The following is a 23,374-nucleotide window of genomic DNA, read 5'->3' as shown; positions in this document are numbered from 1 at the left end:
CGATCGGGCTTTAGCGGACGCCGAGGCCCATCTGCATCAGCGTCTTGCGCACGGTCGGCAGCGAATACAGCGCGTTCAACCCCATTGCACGTATGTCCCGTAAAGGCCGCGCTTCGATCATCGAGGCGCGGTTCAGCAGGTCGATACCCTTGACCCGGGCCTCGATCTCGGTATGACGCGCTTTGTGATAGGCATCCAACATCTGCGCGTCACCCAGGCCCTCGGGACGGGCCTGTGCCAAATCCAGCAGGCATCGCAGATCACCCAAGGACATGTTCAGCCCCTGCGCACCGATGGGGGGCACGACATGGGCGGCTTCGGCCATCAGGGCCACGCGTTCGCCCGAAAGGCGCTCTGCCGATTGGCTGATGATCGGCCAGATTGTTCGGCGTGAAGCCAGTTTCAACGGACCGAACAACCCGCAGGACCGTTCGGTCATCAGCGCTTCAAAGCTTTCCGGATTGGTGTTCAACAGCTCTACCGCGCGCGGGCCACGCTCCATCCATACAATCGCGGACGAGGGCTGACCCTGCCAGTCGGGCAGGGGAACTAGCGTGAACGGGCCGCCGGACCTGTGAATCTCGGTCGAGACGTTCTGATGCGGGATCGAGTGTGTAACCGCGAAGGCCAACGCCTTTTGCCCATAGCGCGTGGTGTGCACGTTGATCCCGGCGGCCTCTCGCATGGGCGAGTTGCGACCATCTGCGGCGATCACCAGTTTACAGCGGATGCGCGTCCCGTCGCTCAGGCCAACGCGGGCTTCGGCTGTACGGGTGAACAAGCTGACCGTGCCCGTTCCGGGGCGAAAATCGACATTGGGCAGTTCAGCGAGACGGGCCACCATTTCGCGCCGCAAGAGCCAGTTTGGCAGGTTCCAACCAAAGGGCTGGTCCGAGATATCCGCGGCATTGAAGTCGCGCACCACGCGCGGCTCGGGCACATCTCCGCCTGCATCCACAATCCGCATGATCTGAAGAGGGGCGGCATGCGCGTCGAGTTTTTCCCACAGCCCGCATTGTTCCAAAAGACCGTGGGCTGGTTGCAAAAACGCGGTGGTCCGTAAATCCGATCCGTCCACGTCTCGCTGGGTCACAGGTGGGGTAGGATCAACACAGACCACATTGAATCCAGCCGCGCCAAGGGCCGCCGCTGCGGTCAAACCGGCAATTCCGCCGCCGGAAATCAGGATGTCACACTGGTCGTTCATGGAGCCCTCTTTGGTTCTGAGCCGACCCTAGAGCGGTTCCGCTGCCTGCGCCAAGTGACATCCTGTCTCGCAGGTCAGCCGCGCGAGATCAGGATGAGGATCAGGAATATCACGGGCACCATCACGACGGCGGGGATATACAAGCCCGGCAAGCCAAACAGCATCACTGAACAGCCCCACATGCTGAAGATGGCGGCAGCGGTGTAATACCAGTCGTCCCCATCTGCATCGGCCGCATCGCGCGCCATCCAACCAAACAGGGGAACAGCAAATAGCAGGCGCTGCCAGATGGGTGAGCGCGGGGGCATTTCGATTGCGGACATCTGGGTCTCCGTTCTGTTCGTCGCAGTTGGGATATAGGGGCGGTGCCCGGGTCGCAGTACGTGCAGATCGTCGCAGTGTGACAGCCTATCGCAGGCGGGCCAGAAAGGCGGTCAGGTCGTCTGTATGATGGTGGATGTGATCGGCCATGTGCGGTTCGGGTGCGACATGAACTGTGCGCATTCCCATCTCATGCGGGGCCGCCAGATTGCGCGGATCGTCTTCGAACATGGCCGCTTTTTCTGCCTCGATTCCGTCTTGCGCAAAGATGGCCTGGAATGCGGCCTTTTCGGGTTTAGGACGGTATCCCGCATGCTCGACCCCATAGATGGCATCGAACAAACCGCTGAGGCCACGCGCCGCAAGGACGCGTTCGGCATAGGGCGCGCTGCCATTGGTATAGACAATGCGGCGACCGGGCAGAGCACGAATATGTGCCGCCAGATCCACGTCCGGGTCCATATGGCTCATATCCACCTGATGCACGGCATGCAGGTAAGGGTCGGGATCCAGATCATGTTCGGCCATCAGCCCGGCCAGCGTGGTGCCATATTTGCGCCAGTAATGGGATCGCAGCCGGTCGGCTTCGGCCCGGTCGACGCCGATGGCCTGGACCACATAATCCGTCATCAGCACCTCGATCTGATCGAACAGGCGCATATGCGGCGGGTACAGGGTGTTGTCCAGATCGAACACCCATTGGGAGACATGGCTGAAGGCAGGTTTGACCATGCCTGCCGTTTAAGCCGCGCGGCGCAGGTTTTCAATGCAGTACTTGATTGTGCGCACTGCAGACGGATAGACATGTCCGAACGAGGAGAAAAACAAAAGATGCCCCAATCCAAGCAGTCCAACAGCGACGCCTACAGCCTTATTCTCGAAGCGATTGATGTGGGCATCTACAAGCCCGGTGACAGGCTGGTCGAAAGCGAGCTGGCCGAAAGGTTCGGTGTTTCGCGCACGCCAATCCGCGAGGCATTGCAGCGGTTAGAGACCCAATCCTTGCTTGAACGCGACGGGCGTTCGCTGATTGTGGCCTCATTGGACCACAATCAGATGGCAGAGCTATATGTCGTTCGCCGTGAACTTGAAGGTCTCGCTGCAAGTTTGGCCGCCAAGCACGCGACCGAGGAAGAGATCAAGGTGCTGCAGGAAATGGTTGCCGAAGATGATGCGCTGGTGGACAATCCAAACGCCCTGTCTCGGGCGAACCGGCGGTTTCACGAACAGATCCATCTGGCCTCGCACAACCGCTATTTGGTGCAACAGCTGAACCTTGTGCACCGTACAATGGCCTTGATGGCAACGACATCGCTTGCGGTTTCCGGGCGCGGTGAGATCGCGCAAAGTGAACACAAAGGCATCGTCGAGGCGATTGCCGCCCGTGACGAGCAAGCCGCGGAACGTGCGTTGAAAGAGCATATCTCGGTCGCTTTCATGACGCGTCTCAAGCAGGATGCGGTTCGTCGCGAAAGCTGACGGTCACATGTCGAAGGTTTCTTCACTGGCTTGACCGTGTTGGGTTTTGTCCCAGAAGAACGGGTTGATAGCCAATTCCCAAAGGGCTTTGTAAGCTGCCAGCACACCCAAGGGGAAATACAACGGCATTGTCGGCACCCACGGCATCAGAAACCGTCTTTCACGGGCGGCGACAGCCAGTATCCCGATGGTCACATTCGTGATCTCTGCAAATACGAACAGAGCTATCAGTATGGTCATGACCTTGCCCGGAATGACGGGATCCAGCGGGCTGGCCAATCCGAATGTGGTAAGCCAGAACAGCCACAAAACCGGGGCCAGCAGGAATTGTCCGACGGTGCCCAGAAAAAACGCCTGAAGCCCAAGGAAGCGCAGCACACCCAGCTCTTTCAGCAGATGGATCGGCGAGCGCATGTGGACAAGATATGTGACCATAAAGCCCTTGAGCCATCGTGAACGCTGTTTGACCCAAGGCCAGGCCCGAAAGTTTGCTTCTTCGAAAGTGGCGGTATCAACCATCTCGGTCCGATAACCCGCGCGGCTGAGGCGGACGCCCAGATCCGCGTCTTCGGTCACATTATGGGCATCCCAACCGCCCAGTTCCAACAGCTTTTCGCGACGAAAGAAAAATGTTGTACCACCAAGTGGAACCACCAGTCCCAACCGGGCAATGCCAGGCAGAATGACCCGAAACCAACTGTTATACTCGATGGTAAAGCAGCGAGACCGCCAGTTGGTGCGCGGGTTGTAATAGTCCAGAACGCCTTGCAAGCAGACGACGTCTTCACTGGCTTGGGTGAAATGTCCGACGATGCGTTCGATTTGATCGGGAAGAGGGGCGTCCTCGGCATCCCAAACGCCTAGAATGTCACCACGACAGAAATCCAGCGCATAGTTCATCGCGCGCGGTTTTGTCGTCAGCCCGCTTAATGCCGGTACTTCGATCGTGCGGATCCAACAGGGCAGCTCGATTTTGGCCAGGGTTGCACGGGTTACCATATCCGTTTCTTCCAAAACCAGAATGACGTCCAAAAGAGCTTTGGGATATGTCAGACGTCGCAATCGGCGGATCAGAGCGCCAGCAATCTCTCGCTCTTTGTACAAAGGGACCATGATGGAAACGCGAGGCAGTCGAAGAGGAAGCGTGGTGGCGGTCTGACTGTGGCGTTTTCCTTTGTAACACAGAAACGAGAGCAATCCCGCGAGTCGCAATGTCAGGAATAATACAAGCGACGTAACGGCCAAAACGACCAGAGCCAGCAGCCCCGGAATGGGTTGCGCCAGGAACAGTGTGGCGAGGCCAAGCACTATGGCAATCGGCCCAATACGCGAGCGCCGAGTCCAGGATCGGCAACTCTGAGCTATTGCCACACGGGTTTCAGCCTTTTCAGCAAGGCTTTCCGAGAAAATTCTAGCGATCGCGTCGTCGATCCGGTCCGCATCGGCAAGCACGGGTATGATCGTTTGCTTTTCCTTTGCCAACTGCTTGCGAACTGCGTCGAACTGATCGGGATTGGCGGTAGCGACCAGCAGAATGGGACCGATGCGCATCCAGGGAATGATGTTGTGATCCAGCCAAAAGCTGGCGGGGCGGGTTTTGCAAAGGTCCGGATTTGGTGGATGCAGATCCAGGTCCGCGATCTGCAATCCTGTTTGTTCAGACAGCGCCGTCAGAACCTCGGACCGATCTACCCAGCCTTCGCCGACCAGGATTTCGCCCAGTGCAACATTTTGTCTGGATTGCAGGTGCAGGGCTTTTTGCAACTGATGGTTCGAAAGCAGCCCGCGGTCGATCAGGCAAGCCCCCAAAGGCTTGCGCACCGTTGCAGAAATCGGCGCGGCCGATGCGAAATGCTGCAGGTTCAGTTCAACCATTCAATCAACCCAGACGTGGTAATCTGCGTCAGGGTGGAGCGATTAAGGTTAACAGGCCGTTAAGGCTGTATGATTATGCCTGTGCCTTCCGGGCGGCCATCGCATGCGAGAACCGCTCGAACAGGTAGAAGCTGTCTTGTGGACCTGGAGATGCCTCTGGGTGGTACTGTACCGAATAGACCGGTCGATCCGTCATGCGAATTCCGCAGTTTGAACCATCAAACAACGAACGATGAGTCTCAACGACACCGTCGGGAAGGGTTTGAGCGTCTACCGCAAACCCATGGTTCATCGACGTTATTTCCACCTTCCCAGTCTCGAGATCTTTTACCGGGTGGTTCGCCCCGTGGTGGCCGTGATTCATCTTGACAGTCTGACCGCCAAGGGCCAGCGCAAGCATCTGATGACCAAGGCAAATCCCGAATACGGGTAGGTCGGTGGTGTCCAATACCTCTTTGATCATCGGTACTGCGTATTCACCCGTAGCCGCTGGATCACCGGGGCCATTGGACAGGAATACGCCGTCGGGATTATGGGCCAGAACCTCAGCCGCGGTGGCCGTTGCGGGCAGCACAGTGACATCGCACCCGGTCGAGGCAAGGCATCTCAGGATATTGCGCTTTGCCCCGAAATCCAGTGCCACAACCTTGTGTACTGGGGCCTCTTGCCGTTTATAGCCATCTGGCCAGGCCCAACGCATCTCATCCCAGCGATAGCTTTGCGCACAAGTCACTTCCTTGGCCAAATCCATACCTTCAAGCCCGGCAAAGCCACGCGCAGCCGAAACCAGAGCTTGGATGTCGAAATTGCCCTCAGGATCATGGGCCAATGCCACATGAGGTGCGCCTTGCTGGCGAATTGCGCGGGTTAACCGGCGGGTATCGACACCGCCAATGGCAATACGCCCACGCTGGGCAAGCCATGATTTCAGCTCTTCAGCAGACCGCCAGCTGGACGGTTCGGTTGGGTCCCATTTGACGACCATTCCGGCCGCGACAGGATCACCGGTTTCGTCATCCTCGGGGTTCACGCCAACATTTCCGATATGAGGGAAAGTGAAGGTCACGATCTGCCCGGCATAAGAAGGATCGGTCATGATCTCTTGATAGCCAGTCATTGCGGTGTTGAAACACAGCTCGGCCACGGTCTGGCCTGTGGCGCCGAAACCGACCCCGTAGAACAGTGTTCCATCGGCCAAAGCCAGACATGCGGTGGGCTTGGACGGGGCGTTCTGGGCCATAGCGCGACTCTCCTGCAGGGTAAATCGGCGCATACCTAAGGGGGTTATGCGCTTGGGTCAAGTGTGTTCAATTTTTGGGCTATTGAGCAATATCAATGACTTAGATGTTGAGGCCCCCGGTTGTATCACGCTTTTTGTTTCGATATGGTCGGGGTTCCTTTTGTCATGGGGATGGACAAACTAAATGGATATGCGATCACGGGTGAATTCCGCCCTGAAGCAAGCAATGAAAGACAAGAACGCCGAGCGTCTGTCGACCCTACGTCTGATCAATGCAGCAATCAAGGACCGGGATATCGCGTCTCGTGCTGCGGTCAACGAGGAAGCCAAGGGTTGCGGTGATGCCGAAGTTCTTGAAATTCTAGGGAAAATGTCCAAGCAGCGTAAGGAAAGTGCGCGTGCTTACGAAGAGGGTGGACGCCTCGATCTGGCGGAGCGTGAACTGCGCGAGATAGAAGTCATAGAAGAATTCCTGCCCGAGCAACTGGACGACGATGAGGTGACGAAAGCCATCCAATCAGCGATTACGGCTACTGGTGCCGGGTCGATCCGGGATATGGGCAAGGTCATGGGCGAGCTCAAGACACGCTATACTGGCCAGATGGATTTTGGGAAAGTTGGGCCCATGGTCAAAGATCAGCTTTGTGCGGCTGCCAGCGGCTGACTGCCGTGACATGCTGAGAGTTTACTGCGCGACTGGTTCGGGCAGTTTTTCTTTGAGGTCATCGTAAAGCGCAATCCGCTCTTCCTCGGACAGGAATGCGCCGATTTCGACTTCGCGACCTTCCCCCTTGAGGGTGACGTAGTTCGGAACCGGGCCGCCGCTCTGATGGATCTCAGGGCGGGCCCAATAGCGATTACAGGCCCATTCCTGCTGCCCCCGTCGCGGGTCATGATGTATCAGATGCGCCTGTGTTCCGGTCAGCGTCAGGACTTCGAATATGCTACGGGCCCGATAGTTCGACCGTATCGCCAGCCAAAGACCCGTTACCGTCAGCAGCAGGAAGGGCAGCAACCCCCAAAGCAAGGCCGAGCCGAGCACGGCCAAAAGCGGGAGCAGCCCGAATAGAAAGACCCCAAACACAACTCGCACCGCCCAATGGCGCGGCAGTGAGTTATGCGGCCACAGGTGCAATTCAAGTTCTGAAGTGGTGGTTTGATTCCATCTGTAGGGCATGGCCGGAAGATAGCCCAAAGCGCGTCCGAGTCGACGCTGAAAATTCAGATGACGTGCCCGACGCGGGCCCACGATAGGGCATCGTCCAGCCGATCATCCCCCCAAAAGACTTCGTTCCCCACAACCAGGCTTGGGGCGCCAAAAATGCCCAGCTTGATTGCGCGTAGTGTTTCAGCCTCAAGTGCGGCGACAATGTCGGGGCTGCGCGCGCGGGACAGGATCAGTCGGGGATCCTGCTGACTGCGGTGTAGCGCTTCGGACAGGGCGGTTTCGCTACCGGCCTCTACACCTTCTTCGAACCAGATCCGATATAGAATTTGCGTAAAGTTCTTGCCCCAGCCTTCTTCCATTCCCAACAGCGCTACTTGATTTGCCAAGGCAAGGTCAGAAATGGGGTAGGGCGCAGGAAGCTGGGCGTGCATATGGTACTTAGCCGCCCGACGCTCAATGTCGCGCCACATATAGGCGGATTTGACGGGTTTCCCTGCAAAGGGGATGTTCTTCTGCTGCGACATCACTGTGCGTACATTGAACGGCCGCCATGTGACGGACGCATCGTGTTCAGAACACCAATCGTCCAGGCGCATGATCGTTAGAAAGCTGTAGGTGCTTCCGATAGAGTACCAGAAATCAAGATCGGGCATATGAACCCTCGGGGTTGCCGATTGTTTTGCCTTTACCAGAGTACCCTATTTTGACCGATCTGGCGAATTTCCGGTGGCACGCCACTTAGAAATGAAAAACCCCGCCAAGTTGGCGGGGTTTTCTGTTGGTTCAGAGGGATCAGTGCGCGTGGCCCTTGTCCCAGTCTTCTTGCTTGGGCAGCTGCTCGAACGTGTGTTCGGGCGGCGGCGAGGGCAGGGTCCATTCCAGCGTATCCGCGTATTCGTTCCACGGGTTGTTTCGGGTCTCACGTGCGCCACGGAACAAGGCGTAGAACACGATACCAAAGAACAGCAGGAACGAGGCGAAGGATACAAAGGCGCCAATCGACGAGACATAGTTCCACTGCGCGAACGCTTCGGGATAATCGATGTAGCGACGTGGCATGCCCTGACGGCCCAGGAAGTGCTGCGGGAAGAAGGTCAGGTTGGCGCCGATGAAGAACAGCCAGAAGTGAACCTTGCCCCAGAACTCTGAATACTGACGGCCTGTCATCTTGGAGAAGTAGAAGTAGATTCCGGCAAAGATCGCAAACACAGCGCCCAGCGACATCACATAGTGGAAGTGTGCAACCACATAATATGTGTCGTGATAGGCGCGGTCGATACCAGCCTGCGACAGAACCACACCAGTCACACCGCCAACGGTGAACAGGAACAGGAAGCCGAAGGCAAACAGCATCGGTGTCTTGAACTCGATCGAGCCGCCCCACATGGTTGCGATCCACGAGAAGACCTTAACGCCGGTAGGAACCGCGATGACCATCGTTGCCAGCATGAAGTAGGCTTGCTGCTGGACCGACATGCCAACTGTGTACATGTGGTGTGCCCACACGACAAAGCCCAATACACCGATCGCAATAAGTGCCCAAACCATCGGCAGGTAACCGAAGACTGGCTTGCGCGAGAAGGTCGCAATGATGTGGCTGATAAGGCCAAATCCAGGTAGGATCACGATGTACACTTCTGGGTGGCCAAAGAACCACAGGATGTGCTGATACAGGATCGGATCACCACCACCGGCCGGATCAAAGAAGGTGAAACCAAAGTTGCGGTCCATTAGCAACATGGTGATCGCGCCCGCCAAAACCGGCAGCGACAGAAGAATCAGCCACGAGGTGATGAAGATCGACCAGCTGAACAGCGGCACCTTGAACAGGGTCATGCCCGGGGCACGCATGTTCAGGAAGGTGGTGATCATGTTGATCGCGCCGAGGATCGAGGAGGCGCCCGATACGTGCACGGCAAAGATCGCAAGGTCCATGGACATGCCGCCCTCGCTCGTCGACAGCGGCGGGTACAAAACCCAGCCGACGCCCGAACCAAGCTGGTCATTACCACCGGGGCTCAGCAGCGAGGCCACGCCCAGCGAAGTACCGGCGACATAGAGCCAGAAGGACAAGTTGTTCATCCGCGGGAACGCCATGTCCGGTGCGCCAATCTGCAACGGCATGAAATAGTTGCCAAATCCGCCGAATAGGGCAGGGATGACCACGAAGAACATCATCAGAACACCGTGATAGGTGATCATCACGTTCCACAAATGCCCGTTCGGAGTACAGAGCTCGGCACCGCTGCCGAACAAGCGGAACCCTTCCATGCACATGTGCTGTACCCCGGGCTCCATCAATTCGATCCGCATGATAACAGTCATCAGAACCGAGATTAGACCGGCCAGGGCCGAGACGATCAGGTACAGAATCCCGATGTCCTTGTGGTTGGTCGACATGAACCAGCGGGTAAAGAACCCGCGCTGGTCTTCATGGTCGTGACCATGAATGGCTGCGTCTGCCATTAGGTGCCTCCTGTTGCAACTACACCGCGCTGTCGGACCTCTCCAACGCGCGGGATTCCTGCTGGTTTTAGATTGCGTGGGGGCGACCTTCAATGGTCGAGTTTGATCTGGATCAAGATTAATTGTCGCGGGTGCCGGTTGCAGGGCTTCGAAAAAGAGCACAACTTTCGGCAAATGGAGGAGACCGGATGGTTCTGAACTACGTGACGACCGAAAAGGCTCAGGCGGCCACCGGGCTACGCATGATCGTTGTCGGAGGTGTGCCAAGCCCTTGGAGCGAAGCCGCAAAGAGTATTCTTCACGTAAAACGTCTGCCTTGGCTGCCAGTTTATCTGGACCATCAGGACCGGACGCAGACCATCTGGGCGCAAACGGACAGCGCACCGGTTGTGTTCTGGAAAGATGAGGCACCGCTTTCCGAAACGGCCGATATTGTCGCCTTGGCACAACGAATCGCGCCTGAACCAGATTTGTTGCCAGCATCAATGGCGCCCGACATTCTCGCCTTCATTGACTTACTGGCGGCCCCCAATGGATTGGGCTGGCAAAGGCGGCTTCAGAAAATCCATGCTGGTATGCGAGGCCAAGAAGGTGGGTTCCATCCCAAGATTGCCGACTATCTTGGCAAGAAATACGGTTATGATACAGAAGCAGGTGAAATGGCTGCCGGTCGCGCTGATGGAATATTGAAACGCGTCAGTAGCAAGCTCGCAGAAAGTGGTGATTTTCTGTTTGGCAACACGCTCACTGCAGCAGATATCTATTGCGCTGCCTTCATGGCTTTGTTCGCACCGTTGCCGGAAGAGTTGTGTGCTATGCGGCTGAGTACCCGAAGGGTTTTCGAGCATATATCCGATCCTGTACGGGATACTCTTTCGGCAGGTTTGCTGTTGCATCGGGACAGGGTATACCGCGATTTTCTGGAAACACCTTTGTCGCTCTGATCGCATGTGCATTGCGTCTTGACCGCCAAGGTGCGGCACCGCACAAACACCTCATGAAAAACGTCCAAACGGAGGCCGAGTATGTCTGCCTATGATCCCGATAACATTTTCGCCAAGATCCTGCGTGGTGAAATCCCTGCAAACCGGGTCTATGAAGACGACGACACACTGGCCTTCATGGACATCATGCCGCGCACGGACGGGCATCTGCTGGTGATCCCGAAAACGCCTTGTCGCAACGTGCTGGATGCCAGCCCAGAACAGCTTGCTTCTGTGATCTCAACGGTTCAGAAGATGGCGCAGGCGGTGAAAGCGGCGTTTGGTGCGGATGGTGTCACCATCCAACAGTTCAACGAGGCTGCAGGTGGGCAAGAAGTGTTTCATCTGCATTTCCACGTTCTGCCGCGGCACGAAGGCGTTTCGATGCGACCGCCGGGCAATATGGGTGATTTTGACCTGATCGCTAAAAACGCCGGTAAAATCAAAGACGCGCTGGCCTGATCACCCGCTACAGGATCAGTGCGATCCAAGGCATTTGCTACGGTCGCCAAACGCGTTCAGCACTTCACATACATGGTCGTGGGTGCCGTCACAGGCGGCTGTGATGCGTTCCAGTTCGGCCTCAAGGCTGCGCAGCAATGTTATCCGGTTGCGCAGTTCAGTCAGCTGACGATCCGCGATTTCATGAACATGGTCCAGATCCGCCCCCTGCGCCCCTTCCAAAGAAAGCAACGCCTCGACATCCGGCAAAGGCAGGCCCAGATCACGCGAGTGGCGGATAAATTGGAGGCGTTTCAGAGCAGTCTCGTCATATCTGCGCTGATTGCCCGCCGTCCGATACGGTTTGGCCAACAAGCCTTTTTCCTCATAGAAACGGATCGTGGGCACCTTGACCCCGGTTTGCCGCGACAAATCTCCGATTGAGTACATTTTGTGCTTTTTGCCTCTTGAACCTCTAGTGACTAGAGGAATTACATAAGATGGCAGTTCAAAACAAGGATCTGATCTGCCATGTCACATAACCACACCCACTCTCACATTGATCCGAATGCCGGTGACCGGAGGGTGGTCGGAGCGATCGGCGTCAATATGGTATTGACGCTTGCACAAATAGTGGGGGGCATTTTGTCTGGCTCACTGGCCTTGATCGCAGATGCCTTGCATAATTTTTCAGATGCCATCGCGCTGATCATCGCGTTTTTCGCTCGTAAGATTGCGCGACGCCCGGCAGATCCACGGATGAGCTTTGGTTATGGTCGGGCAGAGGTTGTGGCCGCTCTTGTTAACTACACCACTCTTGTCGTTCTTGCCGTTTATCTGATGTACGAAGGTGTCATGCGGTTTATCGAGCCCGAACCGGTGAATGGCTGGATTGTCGTCTGGATCGCAGCGCTGGCCCTGATCGTCGATCTGATCACGGCTGCACTGACCTATTCGATGGCAAAGGACAGTATGAATATCAGGGCGGCCTTTCTGCACAATGTGGCAGATGCATTGGGCTCGTTGGCAGTGATCGTCGCCGGGACCATGGTCATCGTGTTCAACTGGACATGGGTGGATCCCGCCGTAACCATTCTGATCTCGGTCTACATCCTTTGGCATGTGAAATCTGAAATTGGCGAAACCATTCACGTCTTGATGTTGGGTGCACCATCCGACCTTGACCCAGAAGAGGTCGCTTCGATGATCGAGGCCACCGAGGGCGTTGTTTCGGTCCATCACGTTCATCTGTGGAGTATGCAGGAGCATGAACCTGCCCTGACTGCACATGTGGTTGCGACCAGCCACGCAGACGAAGATGCCAGGTGGCTTTCCACAACCATCAAGAATGCGCTGCAGGATCAGTTCGGGATCGGCCATGCAACGCTTGAAATTGAAAGTGGGGAAGAGGTTTGTGGCCATCTGGCCCGGTTTGGACATGACAAACACGAGCACTAAAAAAGAAATTGCCGTTCCGATTTGGGGTCGGAACGGCAGACTCGTAACCAAAACACTTACCTGTTTTCCCAGGGGATACCTGCGATCACCGGCTTAACACACCACTCACTCTAGAACGGTAAATCCATACTAGGCGTTAATGGGACCCAAGTATTCATATTTGTGAAATTTAACTAGATTCCGTCGGAAACCAGACGGACCAATCGGGAATTGTTTCCAAATTTTGAAACAGAGCGGATCTGACGGCAGGATTGTAGTCGGTGCCGGGCTGTTTTTCGATTCGTGATCCGAGTTATTCCGCCCCCGCGGGCCCAAAAACCTCAGCGAAGGTTTTTCTAAGCGCGTTGTCCACATCATCCATCGCGACCGGAAGACCCAGATCGACCAGAGAAGTCACGCCATGGTTCGAGATGCCGCAGGGTACGATCCCAGAGAAATGGCTCAAATCCGGTTCGACATTGATCGAGATGCCGTGAAAGCTGACCCATTTACGCAATCGCAGGCCGATCGCCGCGACTTTGTCCTCGGCTTTTTCGCCTGCTGGCGTCAGCGGCTTGTCATCCCGTTGCACCCAGACACCAACACGGCCGTCGCGGATTTGCCCGGTCACGTTGAACTCGGCCAAAGCTGCGATCACCCAATTCTCAAGCTGCTTTACAAACTTGCGCACATCCCTGCCGCGTTTGTTCAGGTCCAGCATGACATAAGCAATGCGCTGCCCCGGACCATGATAGGTGTATTCACCACCGCGTTTTGACGTATAGACTGGAAATCTGTCCGGGTCTTTCAGGTCTTCGACCTTGGCTGAAGTGCCCGCTGTGTACAGGGCAGGGTGCTCAAGTAGCCAGATACACTCATCCGCCTCACCCGCCGCGATATCGGCCACGCGCGCCTCCATAAAGGCGATGGCCTCATCATAGTCGGTCAATCCGTCAGTAATCTTCCATTCCATGTCGGCTCCTTAGCGGCTGGTTGCATGGATGGAAAGGGCCTAGGCCGCTTCGGTCAAACAGCGCTGCAGGACCTGCGCATAGGTGTCCGCCCCCTGCGCTCCGGTCAGCAGATACTTTCCGCCAAACACCATTGAGGGCACGCCGGAAATGCCACGGCTGGTCCAGTATTGCTGCTTCTCTCGAACCGGCGCGGCATGAGCACCCGATTCAAGCACCCTGCGCGCAGCATTCCGATCCAGACCGGCAGTTTCCGCGGCCTCAAGCAGAACTTCAATATTCGAAACGTCCATTTGCTTGGTGAAATAGGCCTCGAACAAGGCCAGTTTCAGTGGATGCTGGCGACCCTGAGCCTCGGCCCAGTCAAGAAGCTGATGTGCAGCAAATGTGTTTACGATGCGACTTTCTTCATCAAAGGCGAAGGTAAAGCCCAAGTCAGCCCCGATTTGCGTCAATCGATCTCGCATCGCTTGGCTTTGTTCCGTCGAGGAGCCGTATTTCTCGGCAATGTGCTCACGCAGGTTCTGACCCTCGGGCGCCATGTTTGGGTTCAATTCGAACGGATGCCAGCGCAGCTTTGCCAGGATATTTTGCTGTTTGAGCGCCAGATCCAACTGCCGGAATCCAACAATGCACCAGGGGCAAACCACATCCGAGACTATGTCGATCTGAACGATGGGGCGAGGGTCGGGCGAGGTCATGGCGGGGCTCCTGACGGGGTCATTTGGACGACAACCTGTTAAAGATAAGAGCGCCGAATGGGAATTCAAACCAACGTGATTTTTGCCTCTTCACATCTTGATCATCAAGGTCTATACGCCCCACTACCAAGTCACTAACAGTGCGGTCGTGGCGGAATTGGTAGACGCGCAGCGTTGAGGTCGCTGTGGGGTAACACCCGTGGAAGTTCGAGTCTTCTCGACCGCACCAAGTCATTGGATTTCATTCTTTTTAGGCCGAAATTCGCGACGCCTTCGGTGCGTTCTGTCGACGTGTCAAAGCCGGTCGCCAGCCGCCCGCTGTTAAGCAAGGTAAAGGCGCTGGCAGCCAGGATTCTGACCAGGTGTCAGGTTTCTTAGGTGTCCGGCGTTGCGTTACCGGGCAGGGACCTGCAGCTCAATACGGCGGAAGATCAGTGTGATAATGCCTGCAATGATCAGATAGATCAGTGCCAACAGCAGCAGCGGCTCATAGACAACAAAGGTGTCCGCCCGAATTCTTGACGACACAGCGTAGATCTCAACCACTGTTATCGTCGCCACCAGCGGGGTTGCTTTCAGCTGTAGGATCGTCTCACCGCCTAGTGTCGGCAGCACGCTGCGAATGGCCTGAGGCAGCCAGATCCTGCGGAACATGGTAAACCGAGGCATGCCAAAGGATTGCGCCGCTTCGAGTTGACCCTTCTTAACGCTGGCAAAGGCACCGCGCATGATTTCGCCCTCGTAGCCTGCGTACGACAAGGTCAGGGCCAGAACCGCATAGGGCCAAGCCTGTCGCAGATAGGGCCACAGCTCGCTGCCGCGTATCCATGGAATCTGAGGGAAAAGCGATCCAAGCCCATAGTATAGCAGCCAGATCTGCAAAAGGATGGGCGTGCCACGAATGATCGTGCAGAACACCCGCGCCGGTGCCGACAGATACCAGGGCCCAATCGCCTGAGCGAGGCCCAGCGGAACAGCCAGCAAGAACCCAAGCACACAGGTGACGGCCAACAGCCAGATGGTTCTCCACAGACCTTCAAGTGCCAGGGGCGCATAGGTTGGAATCCAATCCCAGCGCAGTGAGACGGCGCACCAGATAACGAAAGCAGCAAAAAGTGCCATCAGCACGATCCGATGCGGCTGCATGAGTGCTCGCCAGTCCATTATCGGCTTCCTCCCTTCAACGAAGGCTGCCCACGACGGGCCCATTTCTCGATACGCGCGAACACGACACCGGAACAAAGCGTGACGATCAAGTACAAGGCACCTGCAGCAAGGAAGAAGGTGAAATAGGCGCGGGTGCTGGCCGCGGCCTGACGGGTCTCCAGCGTCAATTCGCTAAAGCCGACAATGGCCAGCAGGGCCGTATCTTTAGTTGCAATGAGCCACAGATTGGCCAATCCAGGCGTGGCAAAAGACATCATCGCGGGAATTGTCACCCGCCGCATCAGCAGCAGCGAGGGCATGCCATAGGCGCGGGCGGCTTCGATCTGTCCGGTGGGAACCGCTTTGATTGCGCCCCTGAGAACCTCGGTCGCATAGGCGCCCTGAACGATGCCCAAAACCCAGATGCCGGCAACGACGCCGCTGATTTCGACGCGGTCATACCCCATTGCCTGCGCGGCCTGATTGATCAGGTCGGTCCCGACGTAATACAGGATCAGGATCAGCACCAGTTCAGGCACGGCGCGCATTACAGTCGTATATATGCCGAGCAGGTCACGTGTGACCGGCCCGCCATATAGTTTTCCATAGGCCCCGAAAAGCCCGATGATCAACCCGAAACCGAACGCTCCAAAAGCGATCTGCAACGAGTTAGAGAGGCCACGCAGAAGGTTGCCGCCCCATCCCGGAGGACTAAGGGCAAGCAACTCCATGCTTTGGGCCAAACCCAGGCTTTCGAGGATAGCTTCCACGGCGAACCTTACTCGCTATAGATGCTGGCTGTGAAATAGCGCGAGGTGATTTCGTCATGCGTGCCGTCGGCAAGAATTGCCGCGATACCTGCATTCAGCTTTTCACGCAGCGCGTCATCGCCCTTGCGGACACCCGCGCCGACGCCGCGACCTAGGATCGAGACGTCATTTTCGACCGCGCCTTTGATTTCACAGCAGGCACCGGTGTCAGATGAGACGAAATCCGCCATGGCGATGCTGTCGGCTTGGGTCGCGTCGATACGGCCGGCGAACAGATCCTGATTTGCCTCGTCCTGAGTCTGATACACCCGGATTTCTGCCGCATCCTTGAAATGCTCGTTGGCATAGGCCTGATGGATCGTGGACGCCTGAATACCGATGATCTTACCGGCCAGAGATTCTGGTGTCGGTTCAATGTCCATCGACTTGTCGGCGACGATAACGGCCGGAGTGTTGTAGTAAGGGTCGCTGAAGTCGATCGTTTTCATGCGCTCTTCGGTGATCGACATCGACGCCATCAGGGCATCAATCTGCTGACCGGTCAGCGAGGGGATGATACCGTCCCACGCAACCGGAGTGATCACACACTCAAGCTCGGCGGCGGCACAGACCGCATCAATAACCTCGATCTCCCAACCGACCCATTTGCCAGAGGCATCCAGCGATGCGAACGGCGGATAAGGCTCGGCGGCGATCCCGATCTTGACTTCATCTGCGCCAGCCGTTCCAGCCGAAAGCACAGCAGCAGCCAAAGCGGCCACGATTAGCTTTTTGTTTTTCATTGATATTCTCCCTGTTTGATATTTTGTTTGTTCAGCCGACTGATTTTAGGAATTGTTGCAGCCTTGCGGATTTTGGATTGTCGAAAAGTTCGTCGGGTGGCCCCTGTTCCTCGATCTTTCCTTCGAAAAGATACACAACATGGGTCGCAACCTCGCGCGCAAACTTCATCTCATGCGTGACCAGCAACATGGTTCGGCCCTCGGCCGCCAGATCGCGAATTACGGTCAGTACTTCACCAACAAGTTCTGGATCTAACGCGCTGGTTGGCTCGTCAAACAACATTACGCTGGGATCAACGGCAAGAGCACGCGCAATCGCAGCGCGCTGTTGCTGACCGCCTGACAGAAAGGAAGGGAAGGTATCCGCCTTGTCGCCAAGCCCGACGCGCTCCAGCAACTGGTGTGCGCGCTTGATCGCCTCGTCCCGCGGCACTTTCAGCACGTGAACGGGCACCTCGATGACATTTTCCAGCAACGTGCGGTGGGTCCAAAGGTTGAAGGCCTGAAACACCATTGCCAGTCGGGTGCGGATGCGTTCCAGCTGACGCCGGTCCTTAGGCGTGCCATCCGGGCGCATCTCAATCGGCTCGCCGTTTACGACGATTTCTCCGGAACTGGGCGTTTCAAGGAAATTGATACAGCGAAGGAACGTGGATTTCCCCGAACCACTGCCTCCGATGATGGCGACGACATCACCCTGATGGGCAGTAAGTGAAACGCCTTTGAGAACTTCGAGCGAGCCAAAAGACTTGTGCAAGTCTGTGACCCGAATGGCTTCATCCGGCGTGGTTTCTGGGTCAGCGTTCATTTTGCAGTTTCATCCCTCTCAACCGTTTTTTTACTTGCAGCTTTAGCAAATCCCTACAATTATGCAACTGTATAATTATAATTTCTGGAAAGATAGATGTCGGATCACGCAACAAAATTCAAGCGAGAACCCGCGGAGCAGCGCAAAGAGGCGTTGATCCAGGCCACGCTGTCTTTGATCGCCGAGCAAGGTTTGCAAGGTGCGACTGTTCGGGCGATTGCCGAGCGGGCCAGTGTAACTCAGGGTCTGATCCGGCACTATTTTTCTTCGAAAGAAGATTTAATTACAGCAGCTTATGACTTTCATATGCGGCGGCTGACGGATATGACGTCGGCCCCTGCAGACGGAGATTATAGCACAGCCAGATTGCGGCTGGCGACGTTTGTAACGACCGGGCTGACCCATCCGGTGGTCGATCCGGGGTCAGTGTCCCTATGGGCGGGCTTTTTGAACAAAGTTCTGGCGGACGACAAAATGCAAGCGATCCACGAACAGACATATCGGGATTTTCGTGACCGCTTGGAATCACTCATTGCAGATGCGCTGAACGAGGTAGGCATACCAGCCAGCCCGACGGAACTGCGCAGGTTGGCTATCGCATGCAACGCCGTGGTCGACGGCTTGTGGATGGAGGGCGGCGCCCTGCCATACGCCTTTGAGCCGGATGAGCTGCCCGAGATTGGGCTTGCTTCGGTTGGGGCAATTATCGGTGTTGAATTGACGGATCTTGAGCAGAGGCAGACATGAAGAAAACAGCGATTACCGAACGCCTTGCCGGCCTGGGTGGCGCCAAATGGGAAGTTTATCTCAAGGCCAAGGAACTTGTCGAGCAGGGGCAGGATATCATCGAATTGACCATTGGCGAGCCGGATGTGCCAACGCCTACCGAACTGGTGGAAAGCGCTGTGGACGCTTTGCGCGCCGGGCGTACCAACTACTCCAATGGGCGTGGTGAGGCTGGACTGCGCTCTGCACTGGCCGACCGTTATTCGGCCAGATCCGGGCGCACGATCACGGATAATCAAGTGTTGTGTTTTCCAGGCACCCAGACCTCGCTTTTTACCGTCCTGATGGGCGTGGCCGAGGCGGGTTGCGAGGTGCTGGTGGGCGATCCGATGTATGCAACCTATCAAGGTGTGGTACGCGCAAGCGGTGCGGATATTGTGCCGGTTCCATTGCGGCCGGAAAACGGTTTTCGTATTTCTGCGGATGATATCGCGGACAGGATTACCGCGAAGACCACTGCGCTTTTGTTAACCACACCGCATAATCCTACCGGGTCGATCCTGACACGCGAAGACATAGACGCAATCGGCAAGCTGGCTATCGAGCATGATCTATGGATCATTTCTGATGAGGTTTATGAAGAACTGATCTTTGACGGATCTGTGTTTACCTCACCCCTGTCGCGGTCCGAGTTGGCGGATCGGGTAATCGTCGTCTCGTCGATATCAAAATCCCATGCCGCCCCCGGATTCCGCAGCGGTTGGTGCATTGGCCCCGAGGAGTTTACCGCGCGCCTTTTGTCGCTGTCGGAAACCATGCTGTTTGGAAATCAGCCCTTCATCGCCGACATGACCGAGACGGCTATTCGCAACGGATCATCCGTGGCCGAAGGCATGGCACAACGGTACGCCCGCCGCGCCCGGATGCTGAACGACAGGCTGCCGAACGAGACACATCTGCGTGTGCATCTTCCACAGGCAGGTATGTTTGCGATGATTGATGTCTCGGCCACCGGGATGAATGGAAACGAGTACGCCTTTCATCTGCTCGAACATGGCAAAGTCGCGGTGATGCCGGGGCCGTCTTTCGGTGACACGGTTGATAACTGGGTCCGTATCGCGCTGACGGTGGACGACGCGATCTTTACCGAAGCCTGTGACCGGATCGTTGCCCACGCGACCCAACTGCAACTGGAAAACGCATGACAAGCATTGGTGAGGCGCTGGTTGATCAACTGGTCAGGCGCGATGTGGATACCGTGTTTGGCATCCCCGGCGTGCATACGGTCGAACTGTACCGCGGGCTGGCCGCATCGGGCATTCGCCATGTCACCCCACGACACGAGCAGGGGGCAGGATTCATGGCTGATGGTTATGCCAGAGTATCCGGCAAGCCCGGCGTGGCCTTTGTGATTACCGGCCCCGGTCTGACCAATACACTCACGGCGATGGGGCAGGCTCGGGCAGACAGCGTTCCGATGCTGGTTGTGTCTGGGGTCAACACGTTGTCCAGTCTTGGCAAAGGGCTTGGTCACTTGCATGAGTTACCGGATCAACGAGCGATGGCGCGAACAGTCGCTCTGTCATCGGACCGAGTTGAAAAGTCAGTTGAACTAGCAGCCGCGTTGGACCGCGCCTTCGCCCCGTTTCAATCCGGTCGCCCAGGGCCAACACATATCGAAATCCCGCTAGACGTTGCGGGGGACGAGTTTGCTGGTCCGACCGATGCTGCGAAAGGTCCCGTCGATAAGTCTCTTGATCCGGCGCTTCTTGACCGTGCTGCCAAGCTACTGGGGTTGGCAAAAGCGCCGGTCATTCTGGTCGGCGGCGGTGCGCGCAGCGCGGGCAGGTCGATCCGGCAGCTGGCCGAAGCGCTGGACGCGCCGGTTGTTCAAACCGTGAATGCGCGCGGGTTGATGTATGATCACCCGTTGAGCGTGCCTGCAAGCCCAAGCCTGAATTCAGTGCGTGCTTTGATCGAACAGTCCGACGTGGTTCTGGCTTTGGGGACTGAGCTGGGCCAGACAGACTACGATATGTACGCCACCGGCACGATGGCTGAAATGCCATCCCTGATCTGTGTGGACCTATGCCCCGATCAGCTGAAGCGCCACGCAGCGGACATCGCCATTGTTGGTGATGCGGCAATGGCAGCGGCCGAACTTGTGGATCGGTTTGCCGCATCGCCCAAGTCGGCAAACGGTGCCGCGCGCGCGGCTACTTCGCGGCAGAACGCGGTCGAAGAAATCGGGCCAGAAATGCAGGCGTTACTGGATGTGCTGAATGCCATGCGCGATGCAGTCCCTAACGCGATCATGGTGGGCGATTCTGCTTATCCGATCTATGCAGGAAACCTGTACTACGATCATGATCGGCCCGGCGGGTGGTTTAACGCCGCGACCGGGTTTGGAGCGCTTGGATATGGCATACCCGCCGCGATCGGCGCTGCATTGGCGGACCCTGACGCTCCGGTCATTTGTATCGCAGGCGACGGCGGGGCGCAGTTCAGCCTTCCTGAGCTGATGTGCGCCGTTGATGAAAAACTGCCGATCACCTTCGTGATCTGGAACAACCACGGTTATCAGGAAATCGCAACATCAATGCAGGCGGTCGGCGTGACCGTGCTGGGATGTGATCCGACCCCGCCGGATTTTGAAAGCGTCGCCCGATCTTGCGGCATGCCGTTCTGGCGCACTGGCCCCGACCGTTTGGACGTGGCCCAAGCTTTGTCGTCTGCGCAATCCCAAGATGGCCCGCGGCTTGTTGAAATCCGCGCGCCCAATCAATCACACTCTTGATGAAAAGTGAGACCGAAAATGACTGACCCGACCTATGAATTCTCTCGTGCGATCACTCGTCGCCCAGCAGCGACCATCACCGATGGTCTGCGTGCCGAAGATATCGGTACACCGGACCTAGACCGAATGCTTGCATCTCATGCGCATTATGTCGAAACCCTCAAGAAAACCGGAGCAGAGGTTATCGAACTGGCTCCCCTTGAGACGTATCCGGATGCCGTCTTTGTCGAAGATACCACACTGTGTCTTCCTCAGGGTGCGGTGATGATGCGCCCCGGTGCACCCAGCCGCATGGGTGAGGTGGCCGAGATGGAGCCGACAATCCGCGGCGTTTATGACGAGGTTCGGCAGATCGCTGGGCCCGGCCATATTGAAGGCGGGGACATTCTGGTAACGGGTCGCGAAATTTTGGTTGGCCGGTCAGATCGGACTGATGCGGCCGGTGTCGCAGAGCTGACCGAAATCGTTTCCGACTGGGGCCACACCGTACGCGAGGTTTTTACACCACCGGGCGTGCTGCACTTCAAAACGGATTGTTCGTTGCTGGATGGGGAAACCATCCTGTCCACGAAGCGGCTGGACGCATCCGGCTGCTTCGAAGGATATCGGGTTCTGCATGTGGCAGAAGGCGAAGAAGCCGCTGCAAACTCGATCCGGTTCAACCAATTTGTCCTGGCTCCGGCCGGCTTCCCGCGTACCACCGAGATGTTGCGCCAGAACGGTTATGATGTGGTCGAAATCGACAATGTGGAATGCGCCAAACTGGATGGCGGAATGTCATGTCTGTCGCTGAGATTCTGACCTGATTCACGACGATTCAGAACCGACTAACCTTGAACCAGCCAAATGCGTCCTGCTGCAACCAAAGAAAGAGTGGGCGCATTTTGGCGTGATTAAGGTTAGCCGCTTCAACCACTTGGATATTCATTCGAAATAGTATGATCCCTACCCAGTGGGTGTAGCTTTGCACCAGTTTCGCGCAGTATTTCTTTTGCACCCAAATCCCATCTCGCCCGTGCTTGCCGGGTTGTGTATGACTTGGGCAAAGAAGTTATGGCAGGAAATACATGTCTCAGGCGCTCACCGTATTCACGACGATGAAGAACGAAGGCCCCTATATGCTGGAATGGGTCGCATTCCACAAAACACTGGGAGTCGATCACTTTGTGATCTTCACCAATAGCTGTGAAGACGGCACGGATGCCATTGCCCGCAGGCTGCAGGAATTGGGTCTTGCCACACATGTCCCGAACGAGGTCAAAGAAGGGGGAAACCCGCAGCATCAGATGCTACGGCGCGCGCGGCGTCAGCCCAAAGTGAAAGAGGCCGACTGGCTGATGTGTCTGGATGTTGATGAATTCTGGAACATCCGCTGCGGTGACAACAGCTTTGCGGCGCTGATCGCAGAAACCGAACAGCGGGCCGGAAAGCCGGTGGATGCGATCTCATTCGCGTGGAAATTGTTTGGTAGTTCGGGGAATATCAGCTTTGAAGACAAACCTGTGACCGAGTCCTTTTCGATGGGGGATCAGGAATTCCCGTATCATTCCGGCCGGGCCTATGGTCTGAAAACCCTGTTTCGTAACAACGGAAAATTTACGCGGTTCGGCCCGCATCGCCCGAAAGGGGTCGAAGAAGGGAAAGAAAGCGAAATCGCTTGGTCCGATGCCGGTGGCAGGCTGTTTCCGTCCGAGAAGGTTGGGTGGCGCGCATGGCGGAAATTTGATCATTCGCTGGGGCGGATTCATCACTATTCCGTCCGGTCTTTGGATGGGTTTCTGGTAAAAAGGGATCGGGGCCGGACCAATCATATCCGCGTAGACCAAGGGCAAGCCTATTGGCAGGACATGAATGCCAACAAAGAAACAGATCACTCGATACTGCCAGCAGCGCATCGCGCGGCCCCATTGCTGGCCGAACTGAAAGCCGATGAAGAACTCGGCCGCCTGCACGCGAAGGCATGTGACTGGCATCGCGCCAAGATATCAGAGATCAAGTTGCGGCCTGACTGGGTGGATTTCCGCCTCTGGCTTGCGGAAAATCTGGTCTGATCACC

At 56.5% G+C, this 23,374-nt stretch carries 25 protein-coding genes and 1 tRNA gene; 11 read left to right on the top strand and 15 right to left on the bottom strand.

Going from position 1 to position 23,374, the window contains the following annotated elements; translation table 11 throughout:
* Window positions 1-10 precede the first annotated feature (10 nt).
* The 3 genes from AC2FH9_RS02505 to AC2FH9_RS02495 form a co-directional block, all read right to left on the bottom strand.
* The gene (locus AC2FH9_RS02505) at window positions 11-1,207 is read right to left on the bottom strand and encodes a UbiH/UbiF family hydroxylase (RefSeq protein WP_496870649.1); all 1,197 of its coding nucleotides are present in this window, start codon (window positions 1,205-1,207) and stop codon (window positions 11-13) included.
* 74 nt (window positions 1,208-1,281) lie between these two features.
* A complete protein-coding gene (locus tag AC2FH9_RS02500; protein ID WP_271946430.1) occupies window positions 1,282-1,530 on the bottom strand; it encodes a hypothetical protein in 249 nt (82 codons plus the stop codon).
* A gap of 85 nt (window positions 1,531-1,615) precedes the next feature.
* Window positions 1,616-2,260 (bottom strand): pyrimidine 5'-nucleotidase, encoded by a 645-nt coding sequence (locus AC2FH9_RS02495; RefSeq protein WP_496870647.1) that lies wholly within the window; start codon window positions 2,258-2,260, stop codon window positions 1,616-1,618.
* A 99-nt stretch (window positions 2,261-2,359) separates the two neighbouring features.
* Here AC2FH9_RS02495 and AC2FH9_RS02490 point away from each other — a divergent pair, with 99 nt between their 5' ends.
* The gene (locus tag AC2FH9_RS02490) at window positions 2,360-3,007 is read left to right on the top strand and encodes a GntR family transcriptional regulator (protein ID WP_142634488.1); all 648 of its coding nucleotides are present in this window, start codon (window positions 2,360-2,362) and stop codon (window positions 3,005-3,007) included.
* A 3-nt stretch (window positions 3,008-3,010) separates the two neighbouring features.
* Here the strand turns inward: AC2FH9_RS02490 and AC2FH9_RS02485 are convergent, their stop codons facing one another.
* A complete protein-coding gene (locus AC2FH9_RS02485; protein WP_496870645.1) occupies window positions 3,011-4,882 on the bottom strand; it encodes a glycosyltransferase in 1,872 nt (623 codons plus the stop codon).
* A 73-nt stretch (window positions 4,883-4,955) separates the two neighbouring features.
* A complete protein-coding gene (gene carA, locus AC2FH9_RS02480) occupies window positions 4,956-6,122 on the bottom strand; it encodes a glutamine-hydrolyzing carbamoyl-phosphate synthase small subunit (protein ID WP_496822536.1) in 1,167 nt (388 codons plus the stop codon).
* Between the two features lie 184 nt (window positions 6,123-6,306).
* Here carA and AC2FH9_RS02475 point away from each other — a divergent pair, with 184 nt between their 5' ends.
* Window positions 6,307-6,786: a GatB/YqeY domain-containing protein gene (locus tag AC2FH9_RS02475; RefSeq protein ID WP_142634482.1), complete on the top strand. Its 480-nt coding sequence runs from the start codon at window positions 6,307-6,309 to the stop codon at window positions 6,784-6,786.
* A gap of 21 nt (window positions 6,787-6,807) precedes the next feature.
* On the opposite strand, the gene AC2FH9_RS02470 is transcribed toward AC2FH9_RS02475, so the two are convergent.
* From AC2FH9_RS02470 to ctaD, 3 genes are all read right to left on the bottom strand, one after another.
* Window positions 6,808-7,299 (bottom strand): DUF2244 domain-containing protein, encoded by a 492-nt coding sequence (locus tag AC2FH9_RS02470; RefSeq protein WP_496870643.1) that lies wholly within the window; start codon window positions 7,297-7,299, stop codon window positions 6,808-6,810.
* Window positions 7,300-7,343: 44 nt separating this feature from the next.
* Window positions 7,344-7,943, bottom strand: a complete 600-nt coding sequence (locus AC2FH9_RS02465) for a 2-hydroxychromene-2-carboxylate isomerase (RefSeq protein WP_142634478.1) — start codon at window positions 7,941-7,943, stop codon at window positions 7,344-7,346.
* Window positions 7,944-8,082: 139 nt separating this feature from the next.
* Complete coding sequence (gene ctaD, locus AC2FH9_RS02460) at window positions 8,083-9,756, bottom strand: cytochrome c oxidase subunit I (RefSeq protein ID WP_142634476.1); 1,674 nt, start codon at window positions 9,754-9,756, stop codon at window positions 8,083-8,085.
* 188 nt (window positions 9,757-9,944) lie between these two features.
* Here ctaD and AC2FH9_RS02455 point away from each other — a divergent pair, with 188 nt between their 5' ends.
* Window positions 9,945-10,700: a glutathione S-transferase family protein gene (locus AC2FH9_RS02455; RefSeq protein WP_496870642.1), complete on the top strand. Its 756-nt coding sequence runs from the start codon at window positions 9,945-9,947 to the stop codon at window positions 10,698-10,700.
* A gap of 81 nt (window positions 10,701-10,781) precedes the next feature.
* The gene (locus AC2FH9_RS02450; RefSeq protein WP_496678134.1) at window positions 10,782-11,201 is read left to right on the top strand and encodes an HIT family protein; all 420 of its coding nucleotides are present in this window, start codon (window positions 10,782-10,784) and stop codon (window positions 11,199-11,201) included.
* A gap of 15 nt (window positions 11,202-11,216) precedes the next feature.
* Here AC2FH9_RS02450 and AC2FH9_RS02445 read toward each other — a convergent pair whose 3' ends face one another.
* The gene (locus tag AC2FH9_RS02445) at window positions 11,217-11,630 is read right to left on the bottom strand and encodes a MerR family transcriptional regulator (protein WP_496870641.1); all 414 of its coding nucleotides are present in this window, start codon (window positions 11,628-11,630) and stop codon (window positions 11,217-11,219) included.
* A gap of 81 nt (window positions 11,631-11,711) precedes the next feature.
* On the opposite strand from AC2FH9_RS02445, the gene AC2FH9_RS02440 reads away from it, so the two are divergent.
* Window positions 11,712-12,638 (top strand): cation diffusion facilitator family transporter, encoded by a 927-nt coding sequence (locus AC2FH9_RS02440; protein WP_142634468.1) that lies wholly within the window; start codon window positions 11,712-11,714, stop codon window positions 12,636-12,638.
* A 292-nt stretch (window positions 12,639-12,930) separates the two neighbouring features.
* On the opposite strand, the gene lipB is transcribed toward AC2FH9_RS02440, so the two are convergent.
* Together lipB and AC2FH9_RS02430 are read right to left on the bottom strand one after the other, a co-directional pair.
* Window positions 12,931-13,590 carry a lipoyl(octanoyl) transferase LipB gene (lipB, locus tag AC2FH9_RS02435; protein ID WP_496870640.1) on the bottom strand — a complete coding sequence of 220 codons (660 nt, stop codon included), beginning with the start codon at window positions 13,588-13,590 and terminating at the stop codon, window positions 12,931-12,933.
* Between the two features lie 39 nt (window positions 13,591-13,629).
* Window positions 13,630-14,289 carry a DsbA family oxidoreductase gene (locus AC2FH9_RS02430; protein ID WP_496870639.1) on the bottom strand — a complete coding sequence of 220 codons (660 nt, stop codon included), beginning with the start codon at window positions 14,287-14,289 and terminating at the stop codon, window positions 13,630-13,632.
* A gap of 142 nt (window positions 14,290-14,431) precedes the next feature.
* On the opposite strand from AC2FH9_RS02430, the gene AC2FH9_RS02425 reads away from it, so the two are divergent.
* Window positions 14,432-14,518: transfer RNA gene (locus AC2FH9_RS02425), tRNA-Leu, on the top strand.
* Between the two features lie 164 nt (window positions 14,519-14,682).
* On the opposite strand, the gene AC2FH9_RS02420 is transcribed toward AC2FH9_RS02425, so the two are convergent.
* From AC2FH9_RS02420 to AC2FH9_RS02405, 4 genes are read right to left on the bottom strand one after another with little or no spacing between them, the layout of a single operon-like run.
* Window positions 14,683-15,453 carry an ABC transporter permease gene (locus AC2FH9_RS02420; protein ID WP_425471946.1) on the bottom strand — a complete coding sequence of 257 codons (771 nt, stop codon included), beginning with the start codon at window positions 15,451-15,453 and terminating at the stop codon, window positions 14,683-14,685.
* Window positions 15,453-16,166 carry an ABC transporter permease gene (locus tag AC2FH9_RS02415; RefSeq protein ID WP_496700431.1) on the bottom strand — a complete coding sequence of 238 codons (714 nt, stop codon included), beginning with the start codon at window positions 16,164-16,166 and terminating at the stop codon, window positions 15,453-15,455. Before AC2FH9_RS02415 ends, AC2FH9_RS02420 begins: the two co-directional genes overlap by 1 nt.
* A gap of 47 nt (window positions 16,167-16,213) precedes the next feature.
* Complete coding sequence (locus tag AC2FH9_RS02410) at window positions 16,214-16,987, bottom strand: transporter substrate-binding domain-containing protein (RefSeq protein ID WP_142634460.1); 774 nt, start codon at window positions 16,985-16,987, stop codon at window positions 16,214-16,216.
* Window positions 16,988-17,018: 31 nt separating this feature from the next.
* Window positions 17,019-17,795, bottom strand: coding sequence for an ABC transporter ATP-binding protein (locus tag AC2FH9_RS02405; RefSeq protein ID WP_142634458.1), 777 nt, complete (start codon window positions 17,793-17,795; stop codon window positions 17,019-17,021).
* Window positions 17,796-17,891: 96 nt separating this feature from the next.
* Between AC2FH9_RS02405 and AC2FH9_RS02400 the strand changes: the two genes are divergently transcribed.
* From AC2FH9_RS02400 to AC2FH9_RS02380, 5 genes are all read left to right on the top strand, one after another.
* The gene (locus AC2FH9_RS02400) at window positions 17,892-18,542 is read left to right on the top strand and encodes a TetR/AcrR family transcriptional regulator (protein ID WP_496695076.1); all 651 of its coding nucleotides are present in this window, start codon (window positions 17,892-17,894) and stop codon (window positions 18,540-18,542) included.
* Complete coding sequence (locus AC2FH9_RS02395; protein WP_496695078.1) at window positions 18,539-19,726, top strand: pyridoxal phosphate-dependent aminotransferase; 1,188 nt, start codon at window positions 18,539-18,541, stop codon at window positions 19,724-19,726. The genes AC2FH9_RS02400 and AC2FH9_RS02395 overlap by 4 nt, the downstream gene beginning before the upstream one ends.
* Complete coding sequence (locus AC2FH9_RS02390; RefSeq protein WP_496870638.1) at window positions 19,723-21,318, top strand: 5-guanidino-2-oxopentanoate decarboxylase; 1,596 nt, start codon at window positions 19,723-19,725, stop codon at window positions 21,316-21,318. The genes AC2FH9_RS02395 and AC2FH9_RS02390 overlap by 4 nt, the downstream gene beginning before the upstream one ends.
* Window positions 21,319-21,336: 18 nt before the next feature.
* The gene (locus AC2FH9_RS02385) at window positions 21,337-22,119 is read left to right on the top strand and encodes a dimethylarginine dimethylaminohydrolase family protein (protein ID WP_496870636.1); all 783 of its coding nucleotides are present in this window, start codon (window positions 21,337-21,339) and stop codon (window positions 22,117-22,119) included.
* Between the two features lie 266 nt (window positions 22,120-22,385).
* A complete protein-coding gene (locus AC2FH9_RS02380; RefSeq protein ID WP_496709303.1) occupies window positions 22,386-23,369 on the top strand; it encodes a glycosyltransferase family 2 protein in 984 nt (327 codons plus the stop codon).
* Window positions 23,370-23,374 lie beyond the last annotated feature (5 nt).

Source organism: Ruegeria sp. CDSC081 (genome assembly GCF_059610485.1).
The sequence above is the reverse complement of the archived record's forward strand: the minus strand, read 5'-3'. Positions and strand labels throughout refer to the sequence as shown.